This is a genomic window from Desulfosporosinus orientis DSM 765 (assembly GCF_000235605.1).
Lineage (GTDB): Bacteria > Bacillota > Desulfitobacteriia > Desulfitobacteriales > Desulfitobacteriaceae > Desulfosporosinus > Desulfosporosinus orientis.
On sequence record NC_016584.1, the window covers coordinates 5,039,393 to 5,064,446 of the forward strand.

Annotated in this window: 24 protein-coding genes; 3 read left to right on the forward strand and 21 right to left on the reverse strand. The window is 43.0% G+C overall.

What is annotated here, in order from left to right; translation table 11 throughout:
• Window positions 1-4 precede the first annotated feature (4 nt).
• The 5 genes from DESOR_RS23290 to DESOR_RS23310 form a co-directional block, all read right to left on the reverse strand.
• Window positions 5-1,324 carry a metallopeptidase TldD-related protein gene (locus DESOR_RS23290; RefSeq protein ID WP_014187051.1) on the reverse strand — a complete coding sequence of 440 codons (1,320 nt, stop codon included), beginning with the start codon at window positions 1,322-1,324 and terminating at the stop codon, window positions 5-7.
• Window positions 1,321-2,814, reverse strand: coding sequence for a TldD/PmbA family protein (locus DESOR_RS23295; RefSeq protein ID WP_014187052.1), 1,494 nt, complete (start codon window positions 2,812-2,814; stop codon window positions 1,321-1,323). The genes DESOR_RS23290 and DESOR_RS23295 overlap by 4 nt, the downstream gene beginning before the upstream one ends.
• A gap of 269 nt (window positions 2,815-3,083) precedes the next feature.
• A complete protein-coding gene (locus tag DESOR_RS23300) occupies window positions 3,084-3,575 on the reverse strand; it encodes a GNAT family N-acetyltransferase (protein WP_014187053.1) in 492 nt (163 codons plus the stop codon).
• 32 nt (window positions 3,576-3,607) lie between these two features.
• Window positions 3,608-4,843 carry a thioredoxin-disulfide reductase gene (trxB, locus tag DESOR_RS23305; protein WP_014187054.1) on the reverse strand — a complete coding sequence of 412 codons (1,236 nt, stop codon included), beginning with the start codon at window positions 4,841-4,843 and terminating at the stop codon, window positions 3,608-3,610.
• A gap of 39 nt (window positions 4,844-4,882) precedes the next feature.
• Window positions 4,883-5,209 carry a thioredoxin family protein gene (locus DESOR_RS23310; RefSeq protein ID WP_014187055.1) on the reverse strand — a complete coding sequence of 109 codons (327 nt, stop codon included), beginning with the start codon at window positions 5,207-5,209 and terminating at the stop codon, window positions 4,883-4,885.
• 151 nt (window positions 5,210-5,360) lie between these two features.
• Here DESOR_RS23310 and DESOR_RS23315 point away from each other — a divergent pair, with 151 nt between their 5' ends.
• On the forward strand, window positions 5,361-6,326 hold the full coding sequence (locus DESOR_RS23315; protein ID WP_014187056.1) for a LysR family transcriptional regulator: 966 nt from the start codon (window positions 5,361-5,363) through the stop codon (window positions 6,324-6,326).
• Window positions 6,327-6,382: 56 nt separating this feature from the next.
• Here DESOR_RS23315 and DESOR_RS23320 read toward each other — a convergent pair whose 3' ends face one another.
• Window positions 6,383-8,428, reverse strand: coding sequence for an alkaline phosphatase family protein (locus DESOR_RS23320; RefSeq protein WP_014187057.1), 2,046 nt, complete (start codon window positions 8,426-8,428; stop codon window positions 6,383-6,385).
• 555 nt (window positions 8,429-8,983) lie between these two features.
• Between DESOR_RS23320 and DESOR_RS23325 the strand changes: the two genes are divergently transcribed.
• Complete coding sequence (locus DESOR_RS23325) at window positions 8,984-9,898, forward strand: Na/Pi cotransporter family protein (RefSeq protein ID WP_081468554.1); 915 nt, start codon at window positions 8,984-8,986, stop codon at window positions 9,896-9,898.
• On the opposite strand, the gene DESOR_RS29110 is transcribed toward DESOR_RS23325, so the two are convergent.
• From DESOR_RS29110 to selA, 7 genes are all read right to left on the reverse strand, one after another.
• Window positions 9,895-10,122, reverse strand: a complete 228-nt coding sequence (locus tag DESOR_RS29110) for a hypothetical protein (protein WP_148265316.1) — start codon at window positions 10,120-10,122, stop codon at window positions 9,895-9,897. The genes DESOR_RS23325 and DESOR_RS29110 overlap by 4 nt on opposite strands.
• Entirely contained in the window at window positions 10,115-10,639 is a 525-nt protein-coding gene (mobB, locus tag DESOR_RS23330; RefSeq protein WP_014187059.1) for a molybdopterin-guanine dinucleotide biosynthesis protein B, read from the reverse strand. Before mobB ends, DESOR_RS29110 begins: the two co-directional genes overlap by 8 nt.
• A 1-nt stretch (window position 10,640) precedes the next feature.
• Window positions 10,641-11,852: a molybdopterin molybdotransferase MoeA gene (locus DESOR_RS23335; protein ID WP_014187060.1), complete on the reverse strand. Its 1,212-nt coding sequence runs from the start codon at window positions 11,850-11,852 to the stop codon at window positions 10,641-10,643.
• A gap of 102 nt (window positions 11,853-11,954) precedes the next feature.
• The gene (locus DESOR_RS23340; RefSeq protein ID WP_014187061.1) at window positions 11,955-13,922 is read right to left on the reverse strand and encodes a flagellar assembly protein A; all 1,968 of its coding nucleotides are present in this window, start codon (window positions 13,920-13,922) and stop codon (window positions 11,955-11,957) included.
• A gap of 163 nt (window positions 13,923-14,085) precedes the next feature.
• Window positions 14,086-15,183, reverse strand: a complete 1,098-nt coding sequence (locus DESOR_RS23345) for an LCP family protein (RefSeq protein WP_014187062.1) — start codon at window positions 15,181-15,183, stop codon at window positions 14,086-14,088.
• An 87-nt stretch (window positions 15,184-15,270) separates the two neighbouring features.
• Complete coding sequence (gene bshC, locus DESOR_RS23350; protein WP_014187063.1) at window positions 15,271-16,845, reverse strand: bacillithiol biosynthesis cysteine-adding enzyme BshC; 1,575 nt, start codon at window positions 16,843-16,845, stop codon at window positions 15,271-15,273.
• A gap of 89 nt (window positions 16,846-16,934) precedes the next feature.
• On the reverse strand, window positions 16,935-18,347 hold the full coding sequence (gene selA / locus DESOR_RS23355) for an L-seryl-tRNA(Sec) selenium transferase (protein WP_014187064.1): 1,413 nt from the start codon (window positions 18,345-18,347) through the stop codon (window positions 16,935-16,937).
• A 169-nt stretch (window positions 18,348-18,516) separates the two neighbouring features.
• Between selA and DESOR_RS23360 the strand changes: the two genes are divergently transcribed.
• Entirely contained in the window at window positions 18,517-18,720 is a 204-nt protein-coding gene (locus DESOR_RS23360; protein WP_014187065.1) for a hypothetical protein, read from the forward strand.
• Window positions 18,721-18,933: 213 nt separating this feature from the next.
• On the opposite strand, the gene DESOR_RS23365 is transcribed toward DESOR_RS23360, so the two are convergent.
• The 8 genes from DESOR_RS23365 to DESOR_RS23400 all read right to left on the reverse strand — a co-directional run bounded on the left by DESOR_RS23365 (window position 18,934) and on the right by DESOR_RS23400 (window position 25,047).
• Window positions 18,934-19,521 carry an adaptor protein MecA gene (locus DESOR_RS23365; RefSeq protein ID WP_014187066.1) on the reverse strand — a complete coding sequence of 196 codons (588 nt, stop codon included), beginning with the start codon at window positions 19,519-19,521 and terminating at the stop codon, window positions 18,934-18,936.
• A 226-nt stretch (window positions 19,522-19,747) separates the two neighbouring features.
• Window positions 19,748-20,071: a hypothetical protein gene (locus tag DESOR_RS23370; protein WP_242832396.1), complete on the reverse strand. Its 324-nt coding sequence runs from the start codon at window positions 20,069-20,071 to the stop codon at window positions 19,748-19,750.
• Window positions 20,072-20,228: 157 nt separating this feature from the next.
• Entirely contained in the window at window positions 20,229-20,885 is a 657-nt protein-coding gene (locus DESOR_RS23375; RefSeq protein ID WP_014187068.1) for a lytic transglycosylase domain-containing protein, read from the reverse strand.
• 39 nt (window positions 20,886-20,924) lie between these two features.
• On the reverse strand, window positions 20,925-21,668 hold the full coding sequence (locus DESOR_RS23380) for a flagellar hook-basal body protein (RefSeq protein ID WP_014187069.1): 744 nt from the start codon (window positions 21,666-21,668) through the stop codon (window positions 20,925-20,927).
• A gap of 39 nt (window positions 21,669-21,707) precedes the next feature.
• Window positions 21,708-22,106 carry a flagellar basal body rod protein FlgB gene (flgB, locus tag DESOR_RS23385; protein WP_014187070.1) on the reverse strand — a complete coding sequence of 133 codons (399 nt, stop codon included), beginning with the start codon at window positions 22,104-22,106 and terminating at the stop codon, window positions 21,708-21,710.
• 4 nt (window positions 22,107-22,110) lie between these two features.
• The gene (locus tag DESOR_RS23390) at window positions 22,111-22,902 is read right to left on the reverse strand and encodes a flagellar hook-basal body protein (protein ID WP_014187071.1); all 792 of its coding nucleotides are present in this window, start codon (window positions 22,900-22,902) and stop codon (window positions 22,111-22,113) included.
• A gap of 43 nt (window positions 22,903-22,945) precedes the next feature.
• Complete coding sequence (locus DESOR_RS23395; RefSeq protein ID WP_014187072.1) at window positions 22,946-24,382, reverse strand: flagellar hook protein FlgE; 1,437 nt, start codon at window positions 24,380-24,382, stop codon at window positions 22,946-22,948.
• Between the two features lie 65 nt (window positions 24,383-24,447).
• Window positions 24,448-25,047 carry a flagellar hook capping FlgD N-terminal domain-containing protein gene (locus DESOR_RS23400; RefSeq protein WP_014187073.1) on the reverse strand — a complete coding sequence of 200 codons (600 nt, stop codon included), beginning with the start codon at window positions 25,045-25,047 and terminating at the stop codon, window positions 24,448-24,450.
• Window positions 25,048-25,054 lie beyond the last annotated feature (7 nt).

Consider the following 25,054-nt stretch of genomic DNA (forward strand, 5'->3'; position numbering starts at 1 on the left):
GTCTCTAAAGAGATTGAACTCCAGTCTTTAATATAAGATATGGGTGGGTTTGGAGATCAGACTTTGCAGTCCTGGTTGTGGTGGCTGCTAAATCCTTTAGGAAGTTGCCCGTTAATTTAACATCCGTTTTTCCCACAATTTGACCCTTCAAAATCCGTAAACTGTGTGGTGCGCTAAGGGAATATGACCCTGAAACTGAGTCTTGTGTATGTAATCCTAACACAGATAAGATCAAAACCCCATCTTCCACTTCCTCTAAAGCCTTTGCCCACGGGACTTCAGCCTGATGCTTGAGATACAGTCCTGCCGTTCCTTGAGGAACAGCCGTCGGTTTAGCACCCCATCGTACCGCATCTTTAACTCTCAGGAAGGGTGTTATTAGTTGGCCTTTCTGAACAAGAACCGTTTGCTGGGCAGGAACCCCTTCAGGGGTAACCAAATAAGATCCCAATTCTAAAGGACGCAGGGGATCAATCAGCAGCGATAATTGTTCGTGAAAGACCTGGGTGTTATCTAAAAAGCTGTTTTTAGAAAAAGCCCCCTGTCCTTCAATGACTCGATCTCCCGAAAAGTTTGGCAGTATAAACTGCCTCAGCATATCTTCCGTCATCCCTGGAGCAAAAATAACTTGTGTATTCGGCCCAACACTTGCTGCCGGCTTTTGCATCCATTCGTATTGATTAACCGTCTGGGTCCATAATTGTTTTTGTTCTTCCGGTTGAATTAAACGCCGCTTCGCAAATCCACCCCCAACTAAGCTATCAAAAGAAAACCAGGAAACAAATTGAGATTGCTGATAGGTAACCGCAAGGCCTGTTGAAGTACGAACATGCCGGTAACCCCAAGCTGCTTGGATGCTGCCCTGCATCTTTGCCTGAGAAGGTTTTTCTCTCAGCCAATCATCAGCTTGATCAAACAGAATCTTATCATCTCCGGCAATAATTGATTGAATCCCTCTGTCTTCCACGGCAACCAGAGGCAAGGACTCCGGAGAAGGCAGGTGAGCCGCATCCGGGTCTGAGTAGGATGCCTGTCTCCATTGTTCTAATTCTCTTTGCCAATACTCTGGCTCACCAGATAAAGGAAGCTGAACCATGGCCTGACTGCACGTCCCATCCTGCCAAACTAAAAAGATATCCCCGCTCTCTCCCTGACGATAACTGGGCGGAGTATAGACACTGCCCGGTGAATTATCTTTTATACCCAATGCCACAACTTCTGATTCGTGAACGACAATTCGCCAGTCCTGGACCCTAAGGTCCTCCCGTTTAGGTGCTCTTTGAGACTGATAGAACAGATCTTCTAATTGGGCAATGAGTTTCATAACTGTTCACCTCCAAGACTTACTTGTTGATCCACATCCATCAGGAGATAGCGATGACTTCCCCCGCTTGATGCCACAGATTGCCCGCCTTTGCCGCAAGTACCAATAGCATCGTAACGCCCTTCGCCCAAACCTCCGCGAATTGCTTTCAGCGCGGAAAGGATTTTTCCGCTAAAAATAGACGGCTGATAAATGGGTAATTCAGGGTCTGCAACATCAATAATCCCATCACACTGAAAAACAAAATCCCCCGTTTTAGGATTGACTTGCCCCCCTCGATACCCTAATAGCAACAGATTTTTCTGTCCTTTAAGCAGCTCCTTGTGTTCTATTAAAGTTTCTCTTACAGCTTTCACTTCAGCCATAAGAAATTCTTGGGGAACTAAGGGCAACATGCGGTCAACAAGCAGCCGAATGTTGCTCATTCGAGGTAAGGGAATATGTCCATAGCTTTCTGCACGTCCCGCCCCGGTAACAGGAATACCCGCATCTTCAGCTGAAAATATATCTCCTAAACCTGCTTCTAAAACTCCATCACGAACAATGGTCACCGTCTCCCTGGGCAGTCCATTGGCAGAATAGGGTTGATTAGCCCAATCCCCTGTCAATGGGCCATCAATAATATGAACTCCAGGTCTGGCTACACGCAATCCCTTACGAAGCTTTCCAGCATCTCCGAGAACGGATTCATTCATATGATCTGACTCTACAGCATGACCAAAAGCCTCGTGAGCCAATCCTTTGGCCAAACCGTAATCAATAATTAGTGGATAGTGACCGCTGGGCAGCTGGGGCGCATCGCAAACGTCCAAGGCAAATTTAGCACGATCGACTGCCTTTTTTTCTAAAAATTTATCGTCTAATTCATCAAAAAGAAGCGTTGCATCCACCCCGCTGCGATGAATTAAAGTGCTCTGAGCATTCCCCTTGCCCCGCACTGTCCCTTGATGCATAAGAACTGCCCGAGGAATTACAAAGGACACCAAGGTTCCATCTGACCTTCCAATACACCACGCCTCTTCAATTTGGCGATAACTGGATTGCCATACTCCTCCCGGAAAAACACTGCGCAAACTGGCATGAAGTGTCATGACCATTCTCTGCAATTCAGCTAAAGGAACATCGCCCAAAGGTTTTTGAGAAGAACTATCGACTTCCGCTAATAATGGAGAGGCTTCCCAAATCTGACGATTCCCCTTTGAACCGATTTCCTCATTTCTCCTTGCCAGCTTAATGGCTTTTTCCAGCAATTTTCGCCCCATTCCTTTTTCCAAAACATCGGATGTAGCAAACCCTGATGCTCCCGTCTCAGTAAAAGCATGTACTCCGAGCCCACTGTCTTCCCCAGTTGAGACCCTTTCAAACCGTCCGTTACTCAACCGCATGCTCCATTCACGCCGTGACTGAGCACGGACAATAAAATAGCCTTCTAAATCCTTGGCTTCCGCCAAGACCGTTTGAACCAATGCTTTTATTTCTTTTTGCTCCACAGTAAACCTCCTATATTAAATACCTGGTACAATTATGCTTAAAAACCAAGATAATTACTCACTATGGGTTATTATACCACGTAAAAATATCGGAAACCCACGATTCGGCCAACCCCTTAAGAATGGTTGGAAAAAAATATCCCAAAGCTTGTATAAATAGCAAAGCCTTGGGACATGATCTTAATAGTCTCACTTTTAAATTTTTTTATCCCCACTCCTCTCTTTACTTCACTTGCGACAGCAATCCGTCGCAAGTTTTTTTATTATGACTAATAGAGACTTTTGACCAATAACTTTCTCTCTTCTGCAAAACCAAAATTCTCGTAGAGACGAAGTGCTTTTACATTATGACTGCTTACCGCAAGGCCTAGGTAAGGGATTCTATGTTGGCGGCAATAATTTTCCGCAGCCTCAAGCAATGCCTTGCCTGCCCCCTTGCCTCTATACTCCGGCTGAACAACAATGTCCATGATCCATCCCTGAGGCAAACCCGTTAACTCTTCTTGTGCAGAACCATGAAGAACTAAATATCCAATTGGACGCGTTGCTCCCCCCTCAGAGTGTTCTGCATCTTCAGCAATAAAAACTTCAGATTCGGATTGCTGAATCCAAGTCCAAAACCCTCTGAGAAATTCCTCTCTGTACTTCATCGTAGCTTCCAAGGTCTGTTTCCGCCAGGGAGAAATACTATCCGGAATACCGATTTTCCCAAGGGCATACATAAACGGCCAATCACGAACATTTCCTTGACGAACTTGCATATAATCACCTCTTAGTAATTTATGCAATCACCTTATATATAGTTTTTCGGATAACATAATTGAGCTTTTAGCTTTTCTTTATCCATGGAATAGTCCACTCGTTTGATCTCTTGCCCTTTGTCCAATACAACAACTGATGGCACAATTTTGACATCATACTTCTGGGCAAGATTTTTCTTAGTAGCCATATCAATTTTAACCACTTTGTAGCGTTCCGATAGTTCTTGATTTACCTCTTCTAATAAAGTGCTAAACTCCAAGCTTTGATTATCTAAGGCATTGAAGAAAAGCAAGAGAACTATTTTGTCACTTTTCATAACACTCGCACTAAATGCATTCAGTTCCTCAATATAGCGCTCGGCAGCGACTGCGGCCGTTGCCCCATCACCTGCAGCCGAAACCACTTGCCTTAGATATTTAACCCGATTGTCTCCGACCGCATATACGCCTTCGAGATTCGTTTCCATCAAGTCATTAACGGGAATATAGCCTCTTCTGTCCATCTCAATGTCACTTTCCTTGAGAAAATGAGTCGAAGGTATCATGCCAACAAAGAAAAAAACACCCTGGCAAGCAAGTTCGCTTGAACGGCCTGTTTTTAAGTTCTTGATTTTAACGCCCTCGACATTAGCCTCACCCAGGACTTCTTCAATCGTGGAGTTCCATACAAACTCCATCTTTTCATTTTGGAATGCCCTTTCCGCACTCACTTTATTGCAATCGAGAACACCTTCATCATGGAGTACAATCACTGTGACTTTGCGAGCGAACTTGGTAATGTACATACCTTCTTCGATGGCTTGATCCCCGCTGCCAACGACAACAACGTCTTCTCCTTCAAAAAACTCGGCATCACAGGTTGCACAATACGCAACCCCACTGCCCTGAAGCCGCTTTTCACCAGGAATATTCAATAGTCTCGGCTCACTGCCACAAGCAATGATAACCGCCTTGGCCGTGTATTCTTTCTTTTTTTTAGTGCAGATGATTTTGTCTTCTTGAGAAAAATTAACACTCACAACTTCATCCCGTAAAAATTCAACACCAAAGGAATCGGCATGCTTTTTAAAGTCTTTCATAAGATCGGATCCACTGATTTGGCCATAGCCCGGATAATTGACAATTTCTCGTGTCGTATTAACCAAACCGCCTACTGTCCCTTTGTTGATAACCAAAGTTCTCAGCTTCGCTCTTCCCCCATAAATAGCTGCAGTGAGTCCTGCAGGGCCCCCGCCGATAATGATTAAATCGTACGTCACATCTCCCATTTTCCTAAATTACTCCCTCTCTGTTGAATGTTATAGTGATTACGATTCTAGAACTTCCTCAATCTTATCTATGACTTTGTCTTCGTCAGCAGCCCCTGCTAGTTTTGCTTGGTATTCGCCATCCTTAAAGAAAAGAATCTGAGGAACTCCTTTTAAGGAGAATCTTTGGAACAAGTTTTTTTCTTCTTCTACATCCACATAATAGAATCCAAACCTGTCCAGGTATTGCGGTTGAAGTTCTTCCAAAACAGGGACGACCTCTTTACAAACGTGACAAGTTTTTCTTGAGAAAATAACGAGACAGGATTCCTCATTATCATAAATAACTTTTTCGAAACTATTTGCGTTTAATTGTTCTAAGGACATACTTTTCACTCCTTTAAAATAGTTTGAATAAAATTACGTTCTTTCCCCTATTATTAAAAAAAATACAATTTCCTTTTAATTGCATTATACAATTTCCTTATAATTATATATAATACAAACTATAATCTTTTTTTCGACAAGGATGATCACCATGCGCATTGAACAATTAACTTACCTGGTTACTTTATTCCACTATCCTTCTCTAACAGTTGCAAGTGAGCATCTTTTTATCTCTCAGCAATCACTTGGAAAAGCAATTAAAGAACTGGAATCTGAACTGCAAACTGATTTAATCATTCGTACATCTCGTGGTATTAGCTTCACGGAACAAGGAAAAGAAGCGGTTAAAATGGCTTCCTCCATATTGACACAAATTAAGGAATTTCAGAATCACTTTTTGCATTTAAATCATTCAGAAGATTCCTCTGCAGGAAACTTATTGGTTTTATGCTGTCAGGCAGCTTATCCGCAAATAATGTCAAAAGCGATACGTATTTTTCAACAAATTCATCCAAAAGTAAAAATCATTACAATGGAACGGGATGGTCTCTATCTACCTTCATTGCATTTGCAGCTATATAAGGAACGAAAAGATACAGAAATTATTAGTATTATTAATTTACCCTCTATCGATGAATATCCCGATATAAAAATCCCTGATGAGTTATCCTTTCATCCGCTTTACAAAACCAAGTGGTTAGCCTGTGTCAGTAAAAATAATCCTGAACTAGCAAAAATGAAAAAAATCTCTATGAAAACATTACTTAAACATCCTATTATTATACAATCTCCTGATTATGCCTATTGCGATACTTCCTGTATTGACCATTTTATATTTAATCGATTTGGCACGCCGAATATAAAAATGGTCATTGATAACCTCGAGTTATTTTGCCAAGCTATTGAAACGAATATGGGAGTTTCTATTACTTCAAATATTTATGCCAATGTAAGTCGAATAAAAAATTCTAAAGATATGGTTTTAATTGATATCAAAGAAAAACAAAACGTTCAACTGGGGTATTTTATTACGAATGATATGGAGCATTCCGGCTTAATCAGAAGTTTTGTCCAATCTCTCCAAGACGTCTTAAAAGAATTTCCATTTCATGAATAGAATAAAGGCAGGCTATTCCACGAAGTCAATTTATGTGAATTAGCCTGCCTTTTTTATTAGAATTCTTCGGTTAAAATCTGATAGATTGGTGCTCCTTCGCAGTGGGCAGGCATTCTTACACCTACTAATGTTGCAATAGTTGGGGCAATATCAACTTGTCTAATAGTTCTAGCTGTTGTAAAGTTTTCTTTAATTCCTGTCCCAGCTGCTAGAAAAATTGGGGAAACAGAAGTATCGAAAGCACCCTCTACAGTGGATAACCCATCACCATGTAAACGGCTAAATCCCTCATCGACAGTGAAGAAGATATCACCACACTGCGGACCGTTTGTTCCTAATACAACAGCGTCTTTATTCCGCATTGCAAGCCCGATAACACGCTGTCCTTTATATCTATAAGAGTACAGGTCAGACATAATTTTTCTTTCCAGTTCATATTTGTCCGCCGGGTCAACAATGCCATGGGCATCACGGCCCTTTAAGTTAATATAAATATAGTTACTTCGAGTTTGAACAGCTGTTGTCTTTTCCCAATCTACTTCTTTCAAAGTTTTACCGTTTTTATCCTTTTTCATTACGGTATAACCGAGTTCCTCCATTACTTGTACGTTCATGCCGCCATATTCACCAATTTGTGGCGGGAATTCTTCCCCGACCAGTAAACCATGGTCGGCTAGAATCATGATGGTCCATCCTTCATCTAACAGATGTAAGAATTCTCCCAAATATTTGTCTGTCTGAATGTAAAACTTCCGGATAAAGTCCTGATTAACTTTAGGGTCAGTATAGCTCCAGCGCTCCAGGTTTTTCGCTAAATGCCAAAACATATGACCTGCACAGTCAATATTATGCAAATGAGTAAATATTACTTGGTATTCACGATTATTAATTAAATGATTTAAAGCCTTTGCCTGCCATTGACAGTACGCATCCCAGGCTGGTTCATAAACATTCTCAACCAGGTAAGCATCTTCTCCCCCAACCAAGCTAACAGGCGGAACCGGGCCAACATGTTCAACGACATCTTTTAGCAATTCCTTGGGGTGAAATAATTTATCCTGGGCAGTATCCAGTGCGTTACTGATCCACATTTTCAGTTTTTTACCATCCGGAGAAAGTTCCAGGAGTTTCATGGACCGACATGCAGGTTTTAATTCACCTTCTTTATTTATGTCGTCTACAATACCGGAAACCATTTTCCCGACTTCTAATACTACGATTGGTTTCTCTGCTTTCTTGTTTTTATAAATTGCTATATGGTCATAGATGCCCTCAGCATTCTTTAAAATCAGTGCGGGACGTCTTACAATACCATCGGATGTTAAAATAGTAAATTCTTTGGCATCTGCCGGTGCAGCTGCCCATCCTTCTGCATCTTTCAACGGGGAATTGACTAAATCATAATGAGGAATAGATTCAATGACCATTTCCATATTTTCCGGTCCCATGATATATTCACGGATTTCAGCGCCTTTCATGGCAGCTTCACCATACCATATTTCCAGCATGTCGGTAGCTGGTTCTTCTTCTTCGGTAATAGCATCCAGATCGGAAATCATACAGCCAACGCCAGCAGGACGTTCTACTTTAGGAGCATATTGTAATTCTGTAATTTCCTCATCAGCAGCAATAACTTTTTCCCAATCAAGTTGTGCCACACCCATGTTAACAGAACCCGGCTGTGTTCCATCAACAACGCTTAAATTTGGGCTGTCACTGGTCGGAGGCCAAGCGGAACCGGGCCAATGCCATACTAATGTTTTAATACCGGCTGCAGCAGTTACATTCCATAACTGCTCAGCTTCACAGTTTCTGGAATCCATATTATATACAACAGCATCCAAGCTCTGTGGTGACTGCCGCCAAAAGCAGGTAATACCGTGTGTTCCTGGATAAGCTCCTGTTGCTAAAGTGGTCCAGCATGCAGGCGTAATCGTTGGCAGGGCACCTAAATGGGATAAGTCTTTTCTTGCCGAACCTTTTTCAATGAATTTTTGTAGGTTGGGCATTATTCCTTCGGACAAGAATTTCCGGGTTATTTTGGGATCCATCCCATCTACCCCTAATACCAATAATTTCTTTGTCAATGCTTCTCTTTTCACGATTGAATCACAACTCCTCAAATGGTTTTGCTTAGGATATCATCTTGAGATACAAAATTCACTCAATTTCATCAGAGAACGACCGTAGTCCTCTCTCCCCAGAACCCAATGGAGATTCTACTATAATTCAGACAAAGAACATACGTCCTTCTTCATATTCGGCAAATATCGATGTTACTTGTTTGATCACTCCTTCACAATCCTTTGATACTATAATATATCGAGTTTTGTCTTGAGCCTAGTGTCAATATGTTGTGGCAACATGATTGCTAAAGTCTTTACCTTTATCTGCAGCAATTATGCGTAAACACTCACAGCTCACTGCTATGCTTCTTTGAATGATTCACAAAGGTAAAACAAAAGTGCTGCTTTTACTCCTAAGCAGCACTAAGCTATTTAACTATATTACTTCCATACACCTTTATGGCTCATAAATAGACTGTTGGCATTTGTATTGTCTCTTTAATAGTTCTTGAGACTTTCCATGTTCAATATATTAGGAGAAGAGGATTCTTCAGCGTACAAGTTGAGATTGCAAGAAAGAGGTGAGAACCGCTGTCTATTGCCATTCTTGTACTAGGATTATGCCTTCTTCTCTGGGGAATGAAAATACTAAGACAAGGGCTTCAGTCCTTCGCCGGACATCGCCTCCATCAAGCTCTTCTATGGATGACTGCTACTCCTTGGCGCGGGTTTTGGAGCGGATCAATTTCCACAGCCCTACTTCAATCAAGCACAGCTTTAACCGTTATGGCCGTTTCCTTCGTTGATGCGGGACTCCTTCCCTTTAGCAATGCTTTCGCTCTGATTTTAGGAAGCAATATTGGCACAACATTAACAACCCAACTTCTAGCCTTTCCCCTTGATAAAATAACGCCTTATATTATGGTTTTTGGATCTCTGGGATTCCTCTTTATTCCTTCTCGCTGGCGTTTTCTTTCCCAATCAGTGTTCGGCTTGGGTGTTCTCTTCTTTGCACTGGGCTTACTTCAAGTAGGGATGGCCCCTCTTGTGGATTTGCCATCGATTCAGAACTTTCTGCGCCAACTGGGAGACAACCATCTCCAGGGGGTTATAGCGGGAACAGTTGTATCGGCCTTACTGCATTCATCTAATGCAACAACCGGAATAGTAATGCTGCTTACAGCGGACGGCTGGATAACCCTTCCTACCGCACTGGCCTTTATTTTTGGTGCAAATATCGGCACATGTTTTACAGCAGTTATAGCAGCTCTTGCCTCTTCTCGAGCTGCTCAGCGTGTAGCATTATTTCATGTCTTGTTGAATGTTTTTGGAGTGGTATTATTCTTCCCTTTTGTCGAACCGCTGGCCAAAGGACTCACCTTCCTGGGAGGGAGCCTTTCGCGGCAGGTTGCCAACGCCCATACCATCTTTAACCTGCTGTCGTCCCTTTTAGCATTTCCGCTGCTCCCTGGGGCAACGCGATTACTCAAAAAAGTGCTTCCTTAGGACGCTCGGGTCGGGCAGCTTCGCCACATCCGCTCACCACAGCATTCCGAGGCTCGCCCACTCACGGCTGCGAGAGCTACGCCAAACCTCCGGGTAATACCTGTAGTGAACCTGGCTCCGCATTCCCCGCAGCCGCTTGTGGGCTTAACCGCCTCTCCATGCAATGGGTTCGCTCCTGTGGACAAAGCTGCCCTAACTTTTGGGTCTGGGGTTCGCTTAAGCATTCTTTTTTATGTTAAATACTGTTTGAATGAGATCACAAAGTCCTTTTGCGTCATCCAAGTTAAAACAAGGGATCCCATTATCAAATTGAATATCGCTGGCGATAGCGATAAGTTCATCTCGTTTAGAGAATAGCTCCTGATGTACAGCCGAACGAAAGACTTCTATCTTCGGCTTGTCAGCATGCTTGTACCCTTCTGTAAAAATAACATCAACCCCATGAATACGAGATAATACCTCATCAAGAGGCTGATCTTCGGAAACACGTTCTAGAACGGCAATCCTTTGCGGAGAGCTGATTGCTACCACATCAGCACCTGCCTGATCATGACGCCAAGTGTCTTTGCCCGGCTGGTCCATCTCAAAACCATGAACGTCATGTTTGAGAGTTGCTACCCTCCAGCCTCGCTGCTTTGCTTCGCGGATAAGTTTTTCCAAGAGGGTCGTTTTACCGGAGTTGGACTTTCCCCCGACAATTGAAATGACAGGAATTTGGTTCCTTTTTCCTTTAATGTCCATCTCAAGTCTCCCAATCCGTGATCCAACGTGCCATCATCAGTTCTCCTACCTCTACTGCTCCATGATTTGCCGGTACGTCAATTAACAAATGACTGCCAATCATGGAGCGAAGAATCCCAGATCCCTGGGCAGGGGAAAGATCCGCACATATTTCCCCATCTTTAAAGACTGCCCGGGCACGTAAAAAACGGCGTTGTTTCCCGCCCTTGTTAAAGGCACTTGCCATTTTGACGGGAAACACTTCTTCTGAACCTCTTCGTCCTGCAAATTTGCGCAGTGCCGGACGAACCAAGAGTTCAAAGGTAACCATAGCTGCCGCCGGATTTCCAGAAAGAGAGAAAAAGAACTGATTTCCTTTTTGACCCACGGAAGCAGGGGTTCCAGGTTTTAAATTCAGCTTCCAGAACAACATTTCACACCCATACTCTGCAAAGGCATCACGAATGATATCGTAATCCCCAACAGATGCCCCCCCTGTAGTGATGATGATGTCGGCATCGACAACCTTTCTTAACGCTTCAAGAGTATCGTCAATTTGATCGTTGACAATGGGAATTATTAAAACCTCACAACCAGCCTGTTGAAGCATTCCCCTCAAAGTATAACTATTACTGTTATATATCTTTCCCGGATTTAAGGGCTGTCCTACGTCCATTAGCTCCGATCCTGAAGAGAGCAGTCCTACCCGAGGACGGCGGTAGACTTTGATTTCGCTCAAGCCGACAGCCGCCAGCAAGCCAACGGCAGGAGGTGTCAAATAAAACCCCTGTCTCAGTAAAACATCTCCACCTTTTATTTCTTCCCCTTTATGTACGATATTCGAGCCCGGAGCTACTGGGCGAAAAATCCTTACTTTGTCACCAATTGCCTCCGTGTCTTCCATACGTACAACACAATTAGCGCCGGAAGGTATGGGCGCACCTGTAAAAATTTTAACAGCCTCTCCGATATCAATTACCCGGTCTAAAAACGTTCCTGCCGGAATTTCAGCAACAACCTTCAATTGAAGCGGACGGGGATCCGTATCGGTAGCAATATAGGCATACCCATCGAGAGGTGAGCGTGCAAAAGGAGGCATGGCAATCTGGGATACCACATCTTCAGCCAAGACACGAAAATATCCGTCTGCAATACCAACACACTCTGTATCAACAGGCTGAATACGGTCAAGGACTAATTGCAACGCTTCCTCTAAATCTATCATTGTTTTCATAGATCTCTAATCCTCCGCTATAATCCTCATTACACTTTTTTATAACACAAGTGTATCGATAATTCCAATCAAAGTCAAAAAAAACCTGTCTAAACGACAGGTTCAATCTATTGGATTGGCCTTGAGTTTTTCAATTTGAACTCGACCTTGATCCCGATAAATTTCCAAGTTGCGATATGGTTCTTCTATCTGAATAATTTCTTTTCCCACCGCGATTACCACATTAGCATGGCAGTAGTTTACAGAAAGATGGCTTTCCGGGCTAATTTGTACATAAGTTGAGCTAACCTCTGAACCTCCCAGTTCGCGAATTTGGACCCTTCCTCCTGCAAAAATTTTTCCACCTCGACATACTCCCTCAATTGTAACATCACCCTCAACACGAATATTCGAGTTATAGGTCCCCTTGTGACACTCAAAGGCCCCTCCACACTCGATAGTTGCTCCTTGAGCATAACTAACGACAAGACTGAGTTTATCCGGAATCTCGAGGGTCAGACTTTCTGCAAATTGTACAAAGGCTTGATTCACTCGCTGAAGAAGAGGTATCGACTGTGCTTCCAAAGGACCTAAACCCGTCAAAAAGCGTTTCGCTGTTTGACTAGTAACAATTAAACCCTCAGTGATCAGTTCATCATTCTTATTTTCAAAAATAAATTTATCTAATCGATTTGCTAGTTTGGGAAGCTCTGCATATTGTTTTTCTATTATTAGTTTTAGACATTGTCCAGGCTTTAAATTGGCAGCCTTTGATGTCTTAGCTAAGTCTGCAGTGTGCCGCAAACAGACTCCAAGTTGATTTTGAAGCTCAGAAATAAGCCTCAGAAGTTCTGAACGAACAACAAATTTCTCCCCAACGATTATTTTTCCGCCTAAAAGGTTCTGATGAATTAGAGCCCCTTTTTCTGCTCTGATCTCTGCATGTGAAACAGATCCCCGAATTTCTATCTTTCCCTGTGCAAAAACTCGCAGCCCATCTTGGACATTTCCATTCACGAAAACATCCCCAGGGAATTCAATACTTCCGGTAGCTATATCCACATCTTGATTTAGAACATAAACATGCTCAACCATATAGGTTCTTTCGTCAATACGTATCGGTTGTCCGGCGCATGCGGAGATAACTTCCAGCTCGTCAGCAGAAAGAGACACATTCTTCTTAACACGAAATTGAAAATCCTTAAACGAAGACGCAGGAAGGTCTTTCCCCAACACGTCTTTTCCAGGAACTCCAGGCCTGCCGGGAATTTTACGAGCTAAGACGGAACCTTTTTCCACCAGCTTAACCTTTGAAGCCAAAAAATCTATTTTTTTCCCTTCTTGACTACATATCTCTTGTGGCGCCCCAACAAAATCTTCAAGGCGAGCGTGGACGGGGGGAATCGGAAGAGTGGCTTCAGCAACAACAACCTCTTTAGAGCCTTTGACATCCATTATTTCTTTCCACGCCTCCTTACGGCGCCCATGAACTATGTTTAAATGCTCTAAGTCAGAATTTAACTTTGCTTCATCCCAAATCTCACCTTGAGCCGGCAGGCTCTCCCAAGTAACATACTGAGCTAGATTAATCTCTTCCTCAACTGGAAGATTATCTGGAAGAATATAATGCCCAGGTAATTCGTGCTTAACTTTGGCTGCAACAGACAATCCCTGAAATCGAATCTCCAGTTCCCATGTCAGAAACCCAGCCTGAACCAAAGGATAGAACTCCACCTGATCACCATGACTTACCCGAAAAGGTTTATCTTGAATAATACCTTTAAACTTTACCTCCCCTACATCCCAGAAAGGTATAAACTGTTTTACCCCTTCACCTAGGGTGATAAGGTATTTGCTTCCATCCCAAATTACTTGACTAGGCATTAAGTTGGGATTATGGCTTTGCTCCTGCCAAATTAGACGAACCTTCCACTGTCGGGAAAAAAAGCCAGGTTTATTAAGTACTTCAAGAGCAATGTCTTCAGGCAAAATATTCAGTTTATTTGCCCACTCTTCTTTTATATTATCTATTGACTGAGTTTGTATTATTGTATCTGGGATACCAACCACCCCATTCTTTCTTTTTTCCATAATACCATAATTTTACCCATGCCCTATAGGTCTTTAGTCCTAAATAGTCACAGATTTTACTCAAAAAGAGTACTACAGAAAAGAAACTTTTATCTATGAAACTAGAAACCCGATCTACAACAAACCAATAATATTGGTGTTATAGATCGGCTTAGAAAATTATTTAGGGTGATAAAGTTTTCTCAACTTCTTCCTGAAAAACCTGATATCCCGGAGATTTTTGTCCGTTAGGATCTTGGCTGTTGCCCGGCACCTGTGGCAGAGGCTTACTGGGGGTAGGGATAACCGGTTTTAACAAATCCACGGGTTCCTGGTTGATTACTTTGTCCGTCGTCTGTCCTTGGAATAAGTTCTGTACTACTTCCTTGGCTTCCTTGGGATCTACCTTCCAATAGCTTACTCCATCCAAATCCAGAAAGGATCCTGGAAGAGTCTGAGATATCACATTTGAACTATCAAATTTAACTGCTACTTTAGCCAGTGCCAGTATATCTTTCATAGATAAATTGGTGTTGACAGCATCCATTAACTGAGGAATGAGAAAAGGCAGTTTGGGAATTGTGCTAAGCTGAAACATTTCCTTAGCAACTGCTTTCAGCACGACCTGCTGCCTTGCAGTTCTGGAAATATCCGCTAAAGCATCGTGTCGAAATCGAGCATACTGTAAAGCCTTTGTACCATCCAGATGTTGCTCGCCTTTCCGCAGATTGATATACCCGTCCTCATCATCACCTGTCTCATAGTACATATTTTTCTCAACATTGACGGTAATCCCGCCTAATGTATCAATAATTTTCTTAAATCCTTGAAAGTTCGTCTGAACATAACCGGCGATGCCAACTCCTGTTAACTCCTCAACCGTACTTTGCAGGGTAGACAAATCTGTCAAGGCAACAATCTCATTAATTTTCAAATAACCATGACCTGCAAGCTCTACTCTTGTATCCCGAGGTATGGAAAGAAAGCTGGCTCGCCGGGTTTCCGGATCAACGCTTGCCAAAATAATGGTATCTGTACTGAATTTGGTTTGTTCAGGGCGTTGGTCTGCTCCGATTAGCAAGACACTGACTCTGTTTTTAATCCCCTTATCGGTTAAATCCGTTATATGGTCATCCGGCAGCACTATTTGTCCCGACTCATAAAAGACCTTATACCCTACAAATCCGCCTGCGGCGATGATTGTTAAGGCAGCCGCCATCAGGATCAACCTTATCGCACGACGCACATTACCAACTCCATTAAGTTTAACATCTCCTACCATTATAACCAACTTTATTATTTCGCAAAAATCTTATTAAATTAATCTAATTTCAAATTATAAAGTTCTCTTAATGCATATGTTTTAGATCTATAAAAGAACTTTATGTTCTTCAAATTTGTCAATAGGTAGTTCTGCAATGTTGTCTACAAAACTGCTGCCATATTGACAAACAAAAGTAAGCGGATTTAAAATCCTTTCCTGACGTGAATGAAGGGGAGTAATTCCGTCTTCAAGCTCTTGCAGACGTCTTAGTACCTCACTGCAGCGCTTGCGTTGTGCTTGCCATATTTTTCCTTTTAAGTAGTTGATTTGAAAACTTACTTTAGCTTCATTTTTAACTAACCAATCACGAACATTCCCATGGATATCTTCCAGGGGCGCCAATTCTGCATAACCTTCTCTGATTTTACGATATAGCCTCTCAAAATGTTCGTCAATATCATGACTATCCCGTTCCCGCACACATCGGCTTTTGTGTTCTTCTAAGCCCTCAAAGACATCCTCAATACTCAATTCTTGTTTTAGTAAGGATTTCCGCCATGACGGGATTAATACTACTGCCGATAAGCGTGGATAAAGAATTGGCATAACAAAATTAAACACTGTGAAAACTTCTCCGAGCTGGGCCCAATAATTTAATTCTCCTGGCCCCGGAACATAGGCTAAGGTCGGAAATAGATATTCCTGGATGATAGGCCGGGTTACCACATTGGGAGAAAACTGTTCCGGCCTTTGCTTCAGCATTTGATTGAGGGTATCTAAATCCCATCGTTCTTTTTGTCCGCGCAAATTAAAGTAATCATTATCATATAAAATAGCGCGTCGTTCAGGTATCGCTAAAAAGAGATTTACTTCACCGCCTGTGGGGTGTATCTGTTGAGTGAAGCCAAGCTCAACCCATTTTTCTGTGCGAACAGCCAAAGCTTTTCGCACAGCCACATGCATTTTTAAAATCTGTTCATACATAGGCATTGCTAAACGCTTAAATTCCGGGATCATAGGATCAAAAAAAATCAAACCCCATTGGCTGACAAGGTACTGCAGCGTGAGAGCAAACCACTGAGTAAGGTTTTCTGCTCTTTCAGTTATTTGACGGCACTCCTTTAAAACCGATGAACGAAATTCACTCTCCGGTATTTCCTTGAATTGGTCTTCAATAGTCTCCCAGGCTGGAACCTTTTGATAACCGACAGATTCTCCGCCTCCATCTCCCGGTATTTGACAGGAAATAGGTTTTCCCTCAGAATTCAAAAAATAGGTCTCACGAATTTCCTGCCAATCATGATCTTCACCGGCAATCCAAAATACAGGCACAACTGGACGGCCCAGCTTTTCTCGTTGCTCTTTGGCTAATCGGATTGTGGTTATGGCTTTATATAAGGTATATAATGGCCCGGTAAAGAATCCGGCTTGCTGACCGGTAATGACAACGAGAGTCTCTTTGTGCCTTAGCTCCTCAATAAACTGAAAGGTTTCGGAATTAGCCCCTAAATCTTCGTGATAAGCCTTCAAGGTATCCGCTAAAATCTCTCTTGAATACTCCCTTAAATCTAAATAATTTGCGCGGTGCTGAAAACTCTCTTGATTTTTGGGATCTCCGCTTGGAAAAAAGAAAGCTACTTGTTCAAAACAAGTAGCAATGGTTTTCATTAAATCGCTCATTTCAATCCCCCCGCTACCTTACCGATACACGGGGATATTTTATCATGCACGACTGGAAACCGCAATTCTTCCCGGTTCTCCTTTCGTGATTAATTCCATTCCTCTAACCTTTGGACGATATCTTCAATGTCACCCCCCAATAAAGTACGCACATCCATGAATATCCAATCCTTATGAATCCTTGTTATAATGGCAACGGGACCGCTGCGCAAAAAATTCTCCAATTCAACGACGTTACCGTTTTTGGGTTTAACGGCGCACACCCAAGTCGGAAGCTTAACAGTTGGCCAAGCTCCGCCCCCTACCTGTGAGAAATCCTTTTTCAACTCAGCAGTAATTCTCTTATTCGGCTTAAGGGCCTCTACAAGCTTTGCGGCATAATTTTGGAGTGTTTCCAGAGAAACAGACAGCATCCTCCAAACAGGAATTTCTTCAACTGCCTCATTATCGTATAGGCGAAGGGTTCCTTCCAAAGCCGCGAGGGTCAGCTTATCAATTCTCAACGCACGAGTTAATTGATTAGCCCTTAACTTTTCGATGAAAACCTTTTTCCCGACGATAATACCGGCCTGAGGACCGCCAAGGAGCTTATCCCCACTAAATGATACCAGAGACAACCCGAATCTAACAGCCTGTTTAATCGTCGGCTCAGGAGGGAAGCCCAAGCTTGCTCCGTCAAAAAAACTCCCGCTTCCCAAATCTTCCATAACAGGCACCCCCCACCGATCCCCAAGCTCAACTAACTCTGCTCCCGAAACAGTATGGGTAAAGCCTTCAATCCGGTAATTACTGGAGTGTACTTTTAATAACATTGCTGTTTCCGGTCCGATAGCCTCTTCATAGTCTTTAAGCCAAGTTTTATTGGTAGCCCCGACTTCCACCAGTTTAGCTCCTCCGGCTTTTAGTACCTCGGGTATGCGAAATGATCCCCCTACTTCTACCAGCTCTCCACGTGATACAATCACTTCTTTTCCTTGAGCAAAGGTATTCATCATCAGTAGAACTGCGGCTGCATTATTATTGACGACCATGGCAGCTTCTGCACCTGTCAAACGACATAGGAGCTCTTCCACATGAACATAGCGGGAACCTCGTTCCCCCGATTTAATATTTAGCTCTAGATTGCTGTACCTTTCCGCATGTTCCGCAACAAAACGCGCAACTTCAGGGGCTAACAGTGCCCTTCCACAATTAGTATGTAATACGACTCCGGTGGCATTGATGACACGCTGCAGACTAGTTTCCACAGTCTTCAGCTTTTCTAAAATCTCCTTACGGAGAGTGCTCCAAAGGGAGGCTTCAAACTCTTCAAAAGAATTAGTGATTGTTTCATTGATGGTTTCTCTTGCATTTTGTAAAACCTGTCGAACGCACCGGGTTACGCGAGGCAAGGACCTCTCATTCGTCATAAACGGACCGAATTCTTTGTCATCTTCCAACCGTGAAATCACTTCATGAACAGCAGGAAGCGCCCTTAACCGCCTGTGTATCTCTTGTTGCACAGTTTGCCACTCCTTATCAGCCACCATTATTATCGACCAATTTCCCTCAATCTGGCCCGCACACTTTTTAGGATTTCGACAGTAAGATTAGCTTATGATATAGGAAACCTACATTCTTAATCAAGCCATAAACTTTGAACTTAATTTCTGTACTTCAAGGAGGTATTCCATGTCTAACACCGACACAGCCTGCCCACTTTCTCAGACAGCTCACCAAGCTGTTGTTCTTCCCTTTAGGACCCGTGCCCAATCAAAAGAACAATTCTCTCCTTGTATCTTTTGCGGCAAAACTATGAGAGTTCATATATTCAAAGGCAAAACCGTCTGCGACAACTGTCTGCGCCAGATTCCGGCTATTTTTTCCTGCGGTTAGGCCCTTTTTGACCGAGAAGGGACTTACTTCCGCTGGCCTGCGCCATAGATGCGCTCATGTTCAGACAACGAAGACACTGTCTTCGAACGGGTTAAACATTCTTGCAGCACTGTCTTTGCACGTATTAGCCTGCTTGCAGTATGCATGTTAGAATTATTTTCTGAGTAGTACAAGAAAGGGAAGCAAATTGCTTCCCTTTTAGAGTGTCTAGCTTTAAGTTGATTTATTGAAAGCAGCATTAAGGGTTTGAACAGCTTTTTCCGGAATAATTTCTTTTCCATGTTCGGAAAGGAAAACTCCTGTAGTACCAACAATCTCTCCATATTCATCCAGAATGGCCTCAGCCAAGAACCTTTTCCTACTAGTTCCCATGCGGCTGAGTACGAGATAGTATTCGTTTTCGAACTCATAAAGGCTAGAACGAAGCTGAGCAAACTCCGGCAAGCGTCCAACAGCTGAAACAACATCTTCAAAATCCGCAAATACATAAACTAATTCTGTTATTCGGCCTTTCGAACTCTTCCGCCCTGTTTTCTCTTTTACTGAACCTTCACCCTGTTCTTCCTGTTTCATAATGGTAATTACAAACTCATCATTAGTAGCTACAGTTGCCTGAATCCAGAATGGCTGATCTAAATTAAATTCAACCTCTTCTCTTGCCTGCGCTATGAGTTCCCAAAACAATTGTTCCGTTTTGGCCGATCGCTGAAAAAGATCAGCCATTGTAATATCCCTATCTGTCAATTCTGTCAAAGAGATAAAGATGCGGATAGTATGCTCATTAACTTTTTGAACACGCATATCTCAACTCTCCTTTCCGCATCGATTATTAATCCACATTAATAGTTATTCAATCCTATCCTCATTATAGCATATTACAGCAATACTTTTGCTGTGAAATATATACAATTACAGATTCTTCAATAGTCATGTCCATTTTGAACTAAAGTCAGTCACCTAACGTCTTTTCACAATATATGATCACTCTGTGAAAAAATTATATCATTATATGTATCAATTGTATAATTCATTCTTCAGCTTTACTTCCGCTTATAAGCTCACAACGTATGACCTCTCGTCGTACTGGAAGATACATGAGTTCAACCTGATCATCAACTTTCAAACGCCCATAGATTCGATAATCAATATAAAATTGTTCTCGTTCCGAACCGCTGCGAATATCCAGGAGATATGAACTTGTGCCGGAATCATAAGCCATACCCTGAACAGACCCATTGATAACACCGGGTTTATAAAACCAGTCCGGTTGGGACAATAAGAAAATATCAAAATACACCCCTAATAATCCCGTCCAAAAGCAGGCTTTAATAATCCAAAACAAAAACCCCAAAAAATTACGCTTATTACACCAAGTATTAAAAAATTTCCACCCAAGTCTAGTAAAAACAACAAGGAATATCAAAAAGAGCACGATCAAGTTTGGCCAAGTCGTACTCCATAAATAATGATAATAGTCTTTCATTTCTTACCCCGTTACTTCTTTCTCCTTAGGCCTTCCAATCATTTTGGTTTAACCCTGACATAATCTTTTGAACATATGCCTGAGTCTCCTTATATGGCGGTACCCCGTTATATTTGTCTACTGCACCCGGGCCGGCGTTATAAGCTGCCAGACTCAGTGGAATATTCCCCTGAAATCGATCCAGCAGGTCCTTAAGAAAATGTGTTCCGCCATCTAAATTTTCAATCGGGTCATAAGGATTCTTTACCCCATAGGTTGCAGCCGTGCCCGGCATCAATTGCATCAAACCCATAGCCCCGACAGAAGAGGTTGCCTTGGTATTGAACCCTGACTCTGCTTTGACAACCTGTTGAATCAGGTTGGGGTCAACTCCATATTTTTGAGACATTGAATAGATAATCTGGTCTAAAGAACCCGCTCCAATACTTTTAGCCTTCCAAGCTTCCGTTCCAATATAATTATTCGCCGTTTCTGACCCGGCCATACTCTGCCAAAGTCCATCCAATCCTTGGGATGCACTGCCTCCTGCCAGAGCAGCCTTGAGCAAAGCCGCAAACAGAAGCGAGCTGGAGTCATCTCTTTTATTAGAACCGGCCAGAACAGAATCATTTCCTTGAGCGGTCTGCCATGAATTATTAATATTTTGAAGTTGAAACAGGAGAAGTACTTGAGCTATGTTCACTTAAACAGCCTCCTATTAAGCTCAATGCGTCAAATGCCGCTAAATTTTCCCGACCTCATTAACGGCCTTTCCTAATAGTTCGTCCTGGGTCTGAATCACTTTCTGGTTGGCCTCATAGGCTTTCATGACTGTCATCATTTTGACCATTTGTCCGGAAAGATCAACATTGGATGCTTCAACTGCTCCCTGCTGAACTTGGGCACCCGCCGATTCTTGAACCGCTTCAGTAGTACTGTATAAGGATTGACCTTCACGCTGCAGCGAATCCACAGGAACCTCCACAATGCGCAGGCGGTCAACTCTATTTCCCTGATCCATGATGGTGCCGTCAGCGCTGACGCTGAATTCCGAACTCAGCGGACCAATGGGACCATTTTCACCTTGAAGGTCATAACCATCTGTCGTTCTCAGCATCCCCTCAGAATCCAGCTGGAAGTGTCCATTGCGGGTATATCGCTCTCCATCCGGAGTCTGAACAACAAAATATCCCGGCGTCGTTAATGCCAAATCCGTCTTAATATCTGTGGTTTCCAGAGATCCTTGAATAGTTGATATAGAAAGACGGTCGACTCCCACACCTCTCCCCATCTCTCCCATCTCTGCAACTTCAGAGGGCCGGTTTCCTCCCAGACGCTTAACAAGCATGGAAGGAAAAGAAATATTACTGGTTGATTCTTCTTTATAACCAGAGGTTTTTAAATTGACGACGTTATCGCCAATGACCTCACTTTGAGTTTGAGCTGCTAACAAGCCTGTCGCTGAAGAATATAATCCTCGTATCATTTTACCCCTCCTTTGCCAGTATTATTTCGGAGCAATTTATCATTTTACAACCATTTTGAGCAAACCCAGCTGTGAAGATAAGGCAGTGGTAAGAGAATTATAGTACAAACCGTTTTCAGCAACAAAAGCCATCTCTCGGTCAACATCCACATTATTGCCATCATTGCGAATGGTGGTTGACCTATCTGTCACAATCCCTGATTGGCTGCCTTCTTGAATACCAGGAATATGCCTGGGAGACGTCAGTTTCAATGGCAGAATTTCGCTCTTTCTGCCTAGCGCCTGATCAAAAATCGTCTGGAAATCAACATCCGAGCGTTTAAAATTCGGCGTATCAATATTGGCTACGTTATTTGACAAGACCTGATTCCTCATACTCGAAGCAGTAAGGCCTTTCTGCAAAATACTCATAACCGGCCCATCCAGCCAACCTGACATTTTACTACCTCCTTAAAGCGTTAGCAATTCCCCACATTTGGTCTCCGTCCTGAACCAGCCTGGCATTCACCTGATAAGCCCTTTGGGCCTGAATGAGGTCCGTCATGGAGGTGGCCATATCCACATTTGACATCTCTAATGATTTACTGCGAATGGTCCCCAACACTAAATTACCAGCGGTGGCGCTGCCTGGTTGTCCCACCTGCGCTTCTCCTGAATTAGCTGTTGGCACAAAGAGATTGTTCTCAGTTCTCTGCAGACCTTGAGGATTTTGAAATCCTGCCAGAACAAGCTGTCCGAAGACCATGCTTTCCCCATTGCTGACCCCGGTAATATCACCATTCTCAGCAATAGCTACGTCTGTTGCTCCCGCGGGAATCAACCCATTGGTTTGAACAATATTCCCCTGCATATCCGCCAGCTGCCCTGATCCATCAATTTGTAAAGCCCCGGCCCGGGTATAGGCCAGTTCCCCCTCGGGTGTCATAACTTGAAAATAGCCATCTCCATTAATCCCCAAATCTAAGGAACGATCCGTCTCCTTCAGAACTCCTTGTTGAAGATTTGTATTAATACCACTGTACAGTACCCCAGCCCCAACGTCTAGAGTATCTACAGTATTTGCATTTTCCTCACTGATTCTTCCGGAACGCACCTCTGTCGCCAATGCTTCAGCGAAAACCATCTGATTGGCCTTAAAGCCCGGCGTATCGGCATTGGCTAAATTGTCTCCAATAGTGTCCATTTCTAGCTGCTGAGCCCGGAGTCCCGAGGCAGCTGTTCCTATTAAGCGCATGAGGCGACCCTCCGTCTATCTTAGAAATTCAATTTAAACAGTATTAGCGTTTAAGATTAATAAGTTCTTCCAGCATAGTATCCGAAACAGTGATCACCCGGGAATTTGCCTGAAATCCGCGTTGAGTCACAATCATATCCGTAAACTCAGTGGAAAGGTCGACATTAGACATCTCTAAGTTATTGGAAATAATACTGGCACGGCCATCTTCACCAGCAGCGCCAATACTCGCCAATCCGGAGTTATTAGTCGTTGTATAGAAATTGCCGCCCACATTTTGAAGCCCCGCATCATTGGCAAAGGTGGCCACTGCAATTTGGGCGATTTTGTGAGTGACAGAGTCTTCCCCATTACTATAAATACCGGTAATTACACCGTTTTGATCAATACTGAAGTCTTCAAGGGTATGGGCCTTATTTGTAAAATCGTAACTTATTGATGTTGTTGCGACTGTAGCCGCAGGACTTACTGCAGCTACAGTACCACCCGAGCTATCAGTGTAAGCTGGAATCCCAACGTCATTTGCTCCAAAAGTAATCTGATAATTACCTCCACTTAATGCCTTGACTGTATATTGACCATCGCCCGGAGTATCTGAATCGGTATACGAATAAGGTATAGTTCCATTATTATATACTATTGTTCCTGGCTTGGGAGGGTAGGCCACAATAACCGTACCTGTACTGGCAGCATCGACTATGGCAGGACTATTACTAGTACCTGTAGTATCTGAAGGAGCCACAAAATGAACATCTAATGGAGTAGCCACTGGGTTACAATCAGAGGCAAAAGTTATCAACCCATGAATCGGGTCAAAAGAGAATTGCCCTGATGACGGAGTACCATTCACTCTAGTCATCCCATCAATCGACAAATCTTGAGCCCCTACTAAACTACTACTTGAATACATGTAATTTGCCGAGAGGGCAGTATTAATTGTTAAAGGTGAGGCCGTAGCCTCAGGAATCGGATAAAAACTATCCGTTGCCAATACATCCCCTAACTTAAACCTAATATCTGAGGCTGCTCCCCAGACGACAGGAGTTGTATCATCTGCACCCCAACTATAGCCTTGAACCTTTGCTCCTGATGCAGGATCTATCAGATTACCTAATTCATCCTGACCAAATCCTCCGGCGCGAGTGTAAACTTGCTGTCCGTTATTGTTTAACACAAAAAAACCCGAACCTTGCAGCATCATGTCTGTTGCTTTCCCAGTGGATTGGGAGCTTCCTTGAGTCATAATCTGATCAATTGAACCGATCCTGACACCGAGACCTACTTGAGTTGCATTCGTTCCCCCTTGAGACCCGGTAGGGGCTGAAGCTCCTTTCAACGTTTGGCTTAGCTGAGTTGCAAAGGATACCCGACTTCTCTTAAAACCAGCAGTATTAACATTAGCAATATTGTTGCCTATGACATCCATTTTTACCTGGTGATTTTTCAACCCCGATATTGCGGAGTATAACGAACGCATCATAAGATTTATGTCCTCCCTGCTTTATAATCTGTCAATATAAAATTATCGATTTATTTTTACAGTAATTAAACAGTTTCCAATTCCGGTTCCGCAACACTTTCATCCTCTGGTGCAGATGTGTCTGCGCTGGACTCTGTAGCCTTATCAGTGGCTGGCGTCGTACTATCCGTACTATCCGTACTATCCGTACCGTCCGTGCTGTCCGTATTGTTCTTAACCAATGTAATAAGACCCATTTCTAAATCGACTAAAGAACCGTCAGCCGTGCAAATTTGGAACTTCGGGTCGCCATCGAGCCATTTTACTGATTCAACGGTCCCTTCTATCGCAGTTGTACCATCCAGATCTACACCGCTGACGTATTTCCCGATCATTGCAGATCCTTGTGTAAGAGCCGACTGTTGGGAAAAGAAGGTCATACTACTGCTCAGAGTATTCATCGATGAAGCAATATTGTTCATTTGTTCTAAGGAGCTGAACTGAGCCAATTGGGCGATAGAGTCCTTGTTATCCGTGGGGTTTAAGGGATCTTGGTTTTGCATCTGGGTAACAAGCAATTTCAGAAAATCGTCTTTTCCCAGTGTATCATTTGTAACAATTGATTGACTTCCGCTCGTACTAGTGGTTGAAGTCGTTTTAGAAGTCCCATCGATAGTTGTACTCATAACTTCC

Coding starts and splice junctions, on each gene's coding strand:
- DESOR_RS23310 (WP_014187055.1), bottom strand. CDS start 5,209: ATGTCCTTAGAACAATTAAACGCAAATAGTTTCGAAAAAGTTATTTAT.
- DESOR_RS23380 (WP_014187069.1), bottom strand. CDS start 21,668: ATGATACGAGGATTATATTCTTCAGCGACAGGCTTGTTAGCAGCTCAA.
- mobB (WP_014187059.1), bottom strand. CDS start 10,639: ATGGACATTAAAGGAAAAAGGAACCAAATTCCTGTCATTTCAATTGTC.
- DESOR_RS23390 (WP_014187071.1), bottom strand. CDS start 22,902: ATGCGCTTAATAGGAACAGCTGCCTCGGGACTCCGGGCTCAGCAGCTA.
- flgB (WP_014187070.1), bottom strand. CDS start 22,106: ATGTCAGGTTGGCTGGATGGGCCGGTTATGAGTATTTTGCAGAAAGGC.
- DESOR_RS23290 (WP_014187051.1), bottom strand. CDS start 1,324: ATGAAACTCATTGCCCAATTAGAAGATCTGTTCTATCAGTCTCAAAGA.
- DESOR_RS23335 (WP_014187060.1), bottom strand. CDS start 11,852: ATGAAAACAATGATAGATTTAGAGGAAGCGTTGCAATTAGTCCTTGAC.
- DESOR_RS23340 (WP_014187061.1), bottom strand. CDS start 13,922: ATGGAAAAAAGAAAGAATGGGGTGGTTGGTATCCCAGATACAATAATA.
- DESOR_RS23315 (WP_014187056.1), top strand. CDS start 5,361: ATGCGCATTGAACAATTAACTTACCTGGTTACTTTATTCCACTATCCT.
- DESOR_RS23400 (WP_014187073.1), bottom strand. CDS start 25,047: ATGAGTACAACTATCGATGGGACTTCTAAAACGACTTCAACCACTAGT.
- DESOR_RS23345 (WP_014187062.1), bottom strand. CDS start 15,183: ATGGTAGGAGATGTTAAACTTAATGGAGTTGGTAATGTGCGTCGTGCG.
- DESOR_RS23395 (WP_014187072.1), bottom strand. CDS start 24,382: ATGATGCGTTCGTTATACTCCGCAATATCGGGGTTGAAAAATCACCAG.
- bshC (WP_014187063.1), bottom strand. CDS start 16,845: ATGAGCGATTTAATGAAAACCATTGCTACTTGTTTTGAACAAGTAGCT.
- DESOR_RS29110 (WP_148265316.1), bottom strand. CDS start 10,122: ATGCTTAAGCGAACCCCAGACCCAAAAGTTAGGGCAGCTTTGTCCACA.
- DESOR_RS23300 (WP_014187053.1), bottom strand. CDS start 3,575: ATGCAAGTTCGTCAAGGAAATGTTCGTGATTGGCCGTTTATGTATGCC.
- trxB (WP_014187054.1), bottom strand. CDS start 4,843: ATGGGAGATGTGACGTACGATTTAATCATTATCGGCGGGGGCCCTGCA.
- DESOR_RS23360 (WP_014187065.1), top strand. CDS start 18,517: ATGTCTAACACCGACACAGCCTGCCCACTTTCTCAGACAGCTCACCAA.
- DESOR_RS23365 (WP_014187066.1), bottom strand. CDS start 19,521: ATGCGTGTTCAAAAAGTTAATGAGCATACTATCCGCATCTTTATCTCT.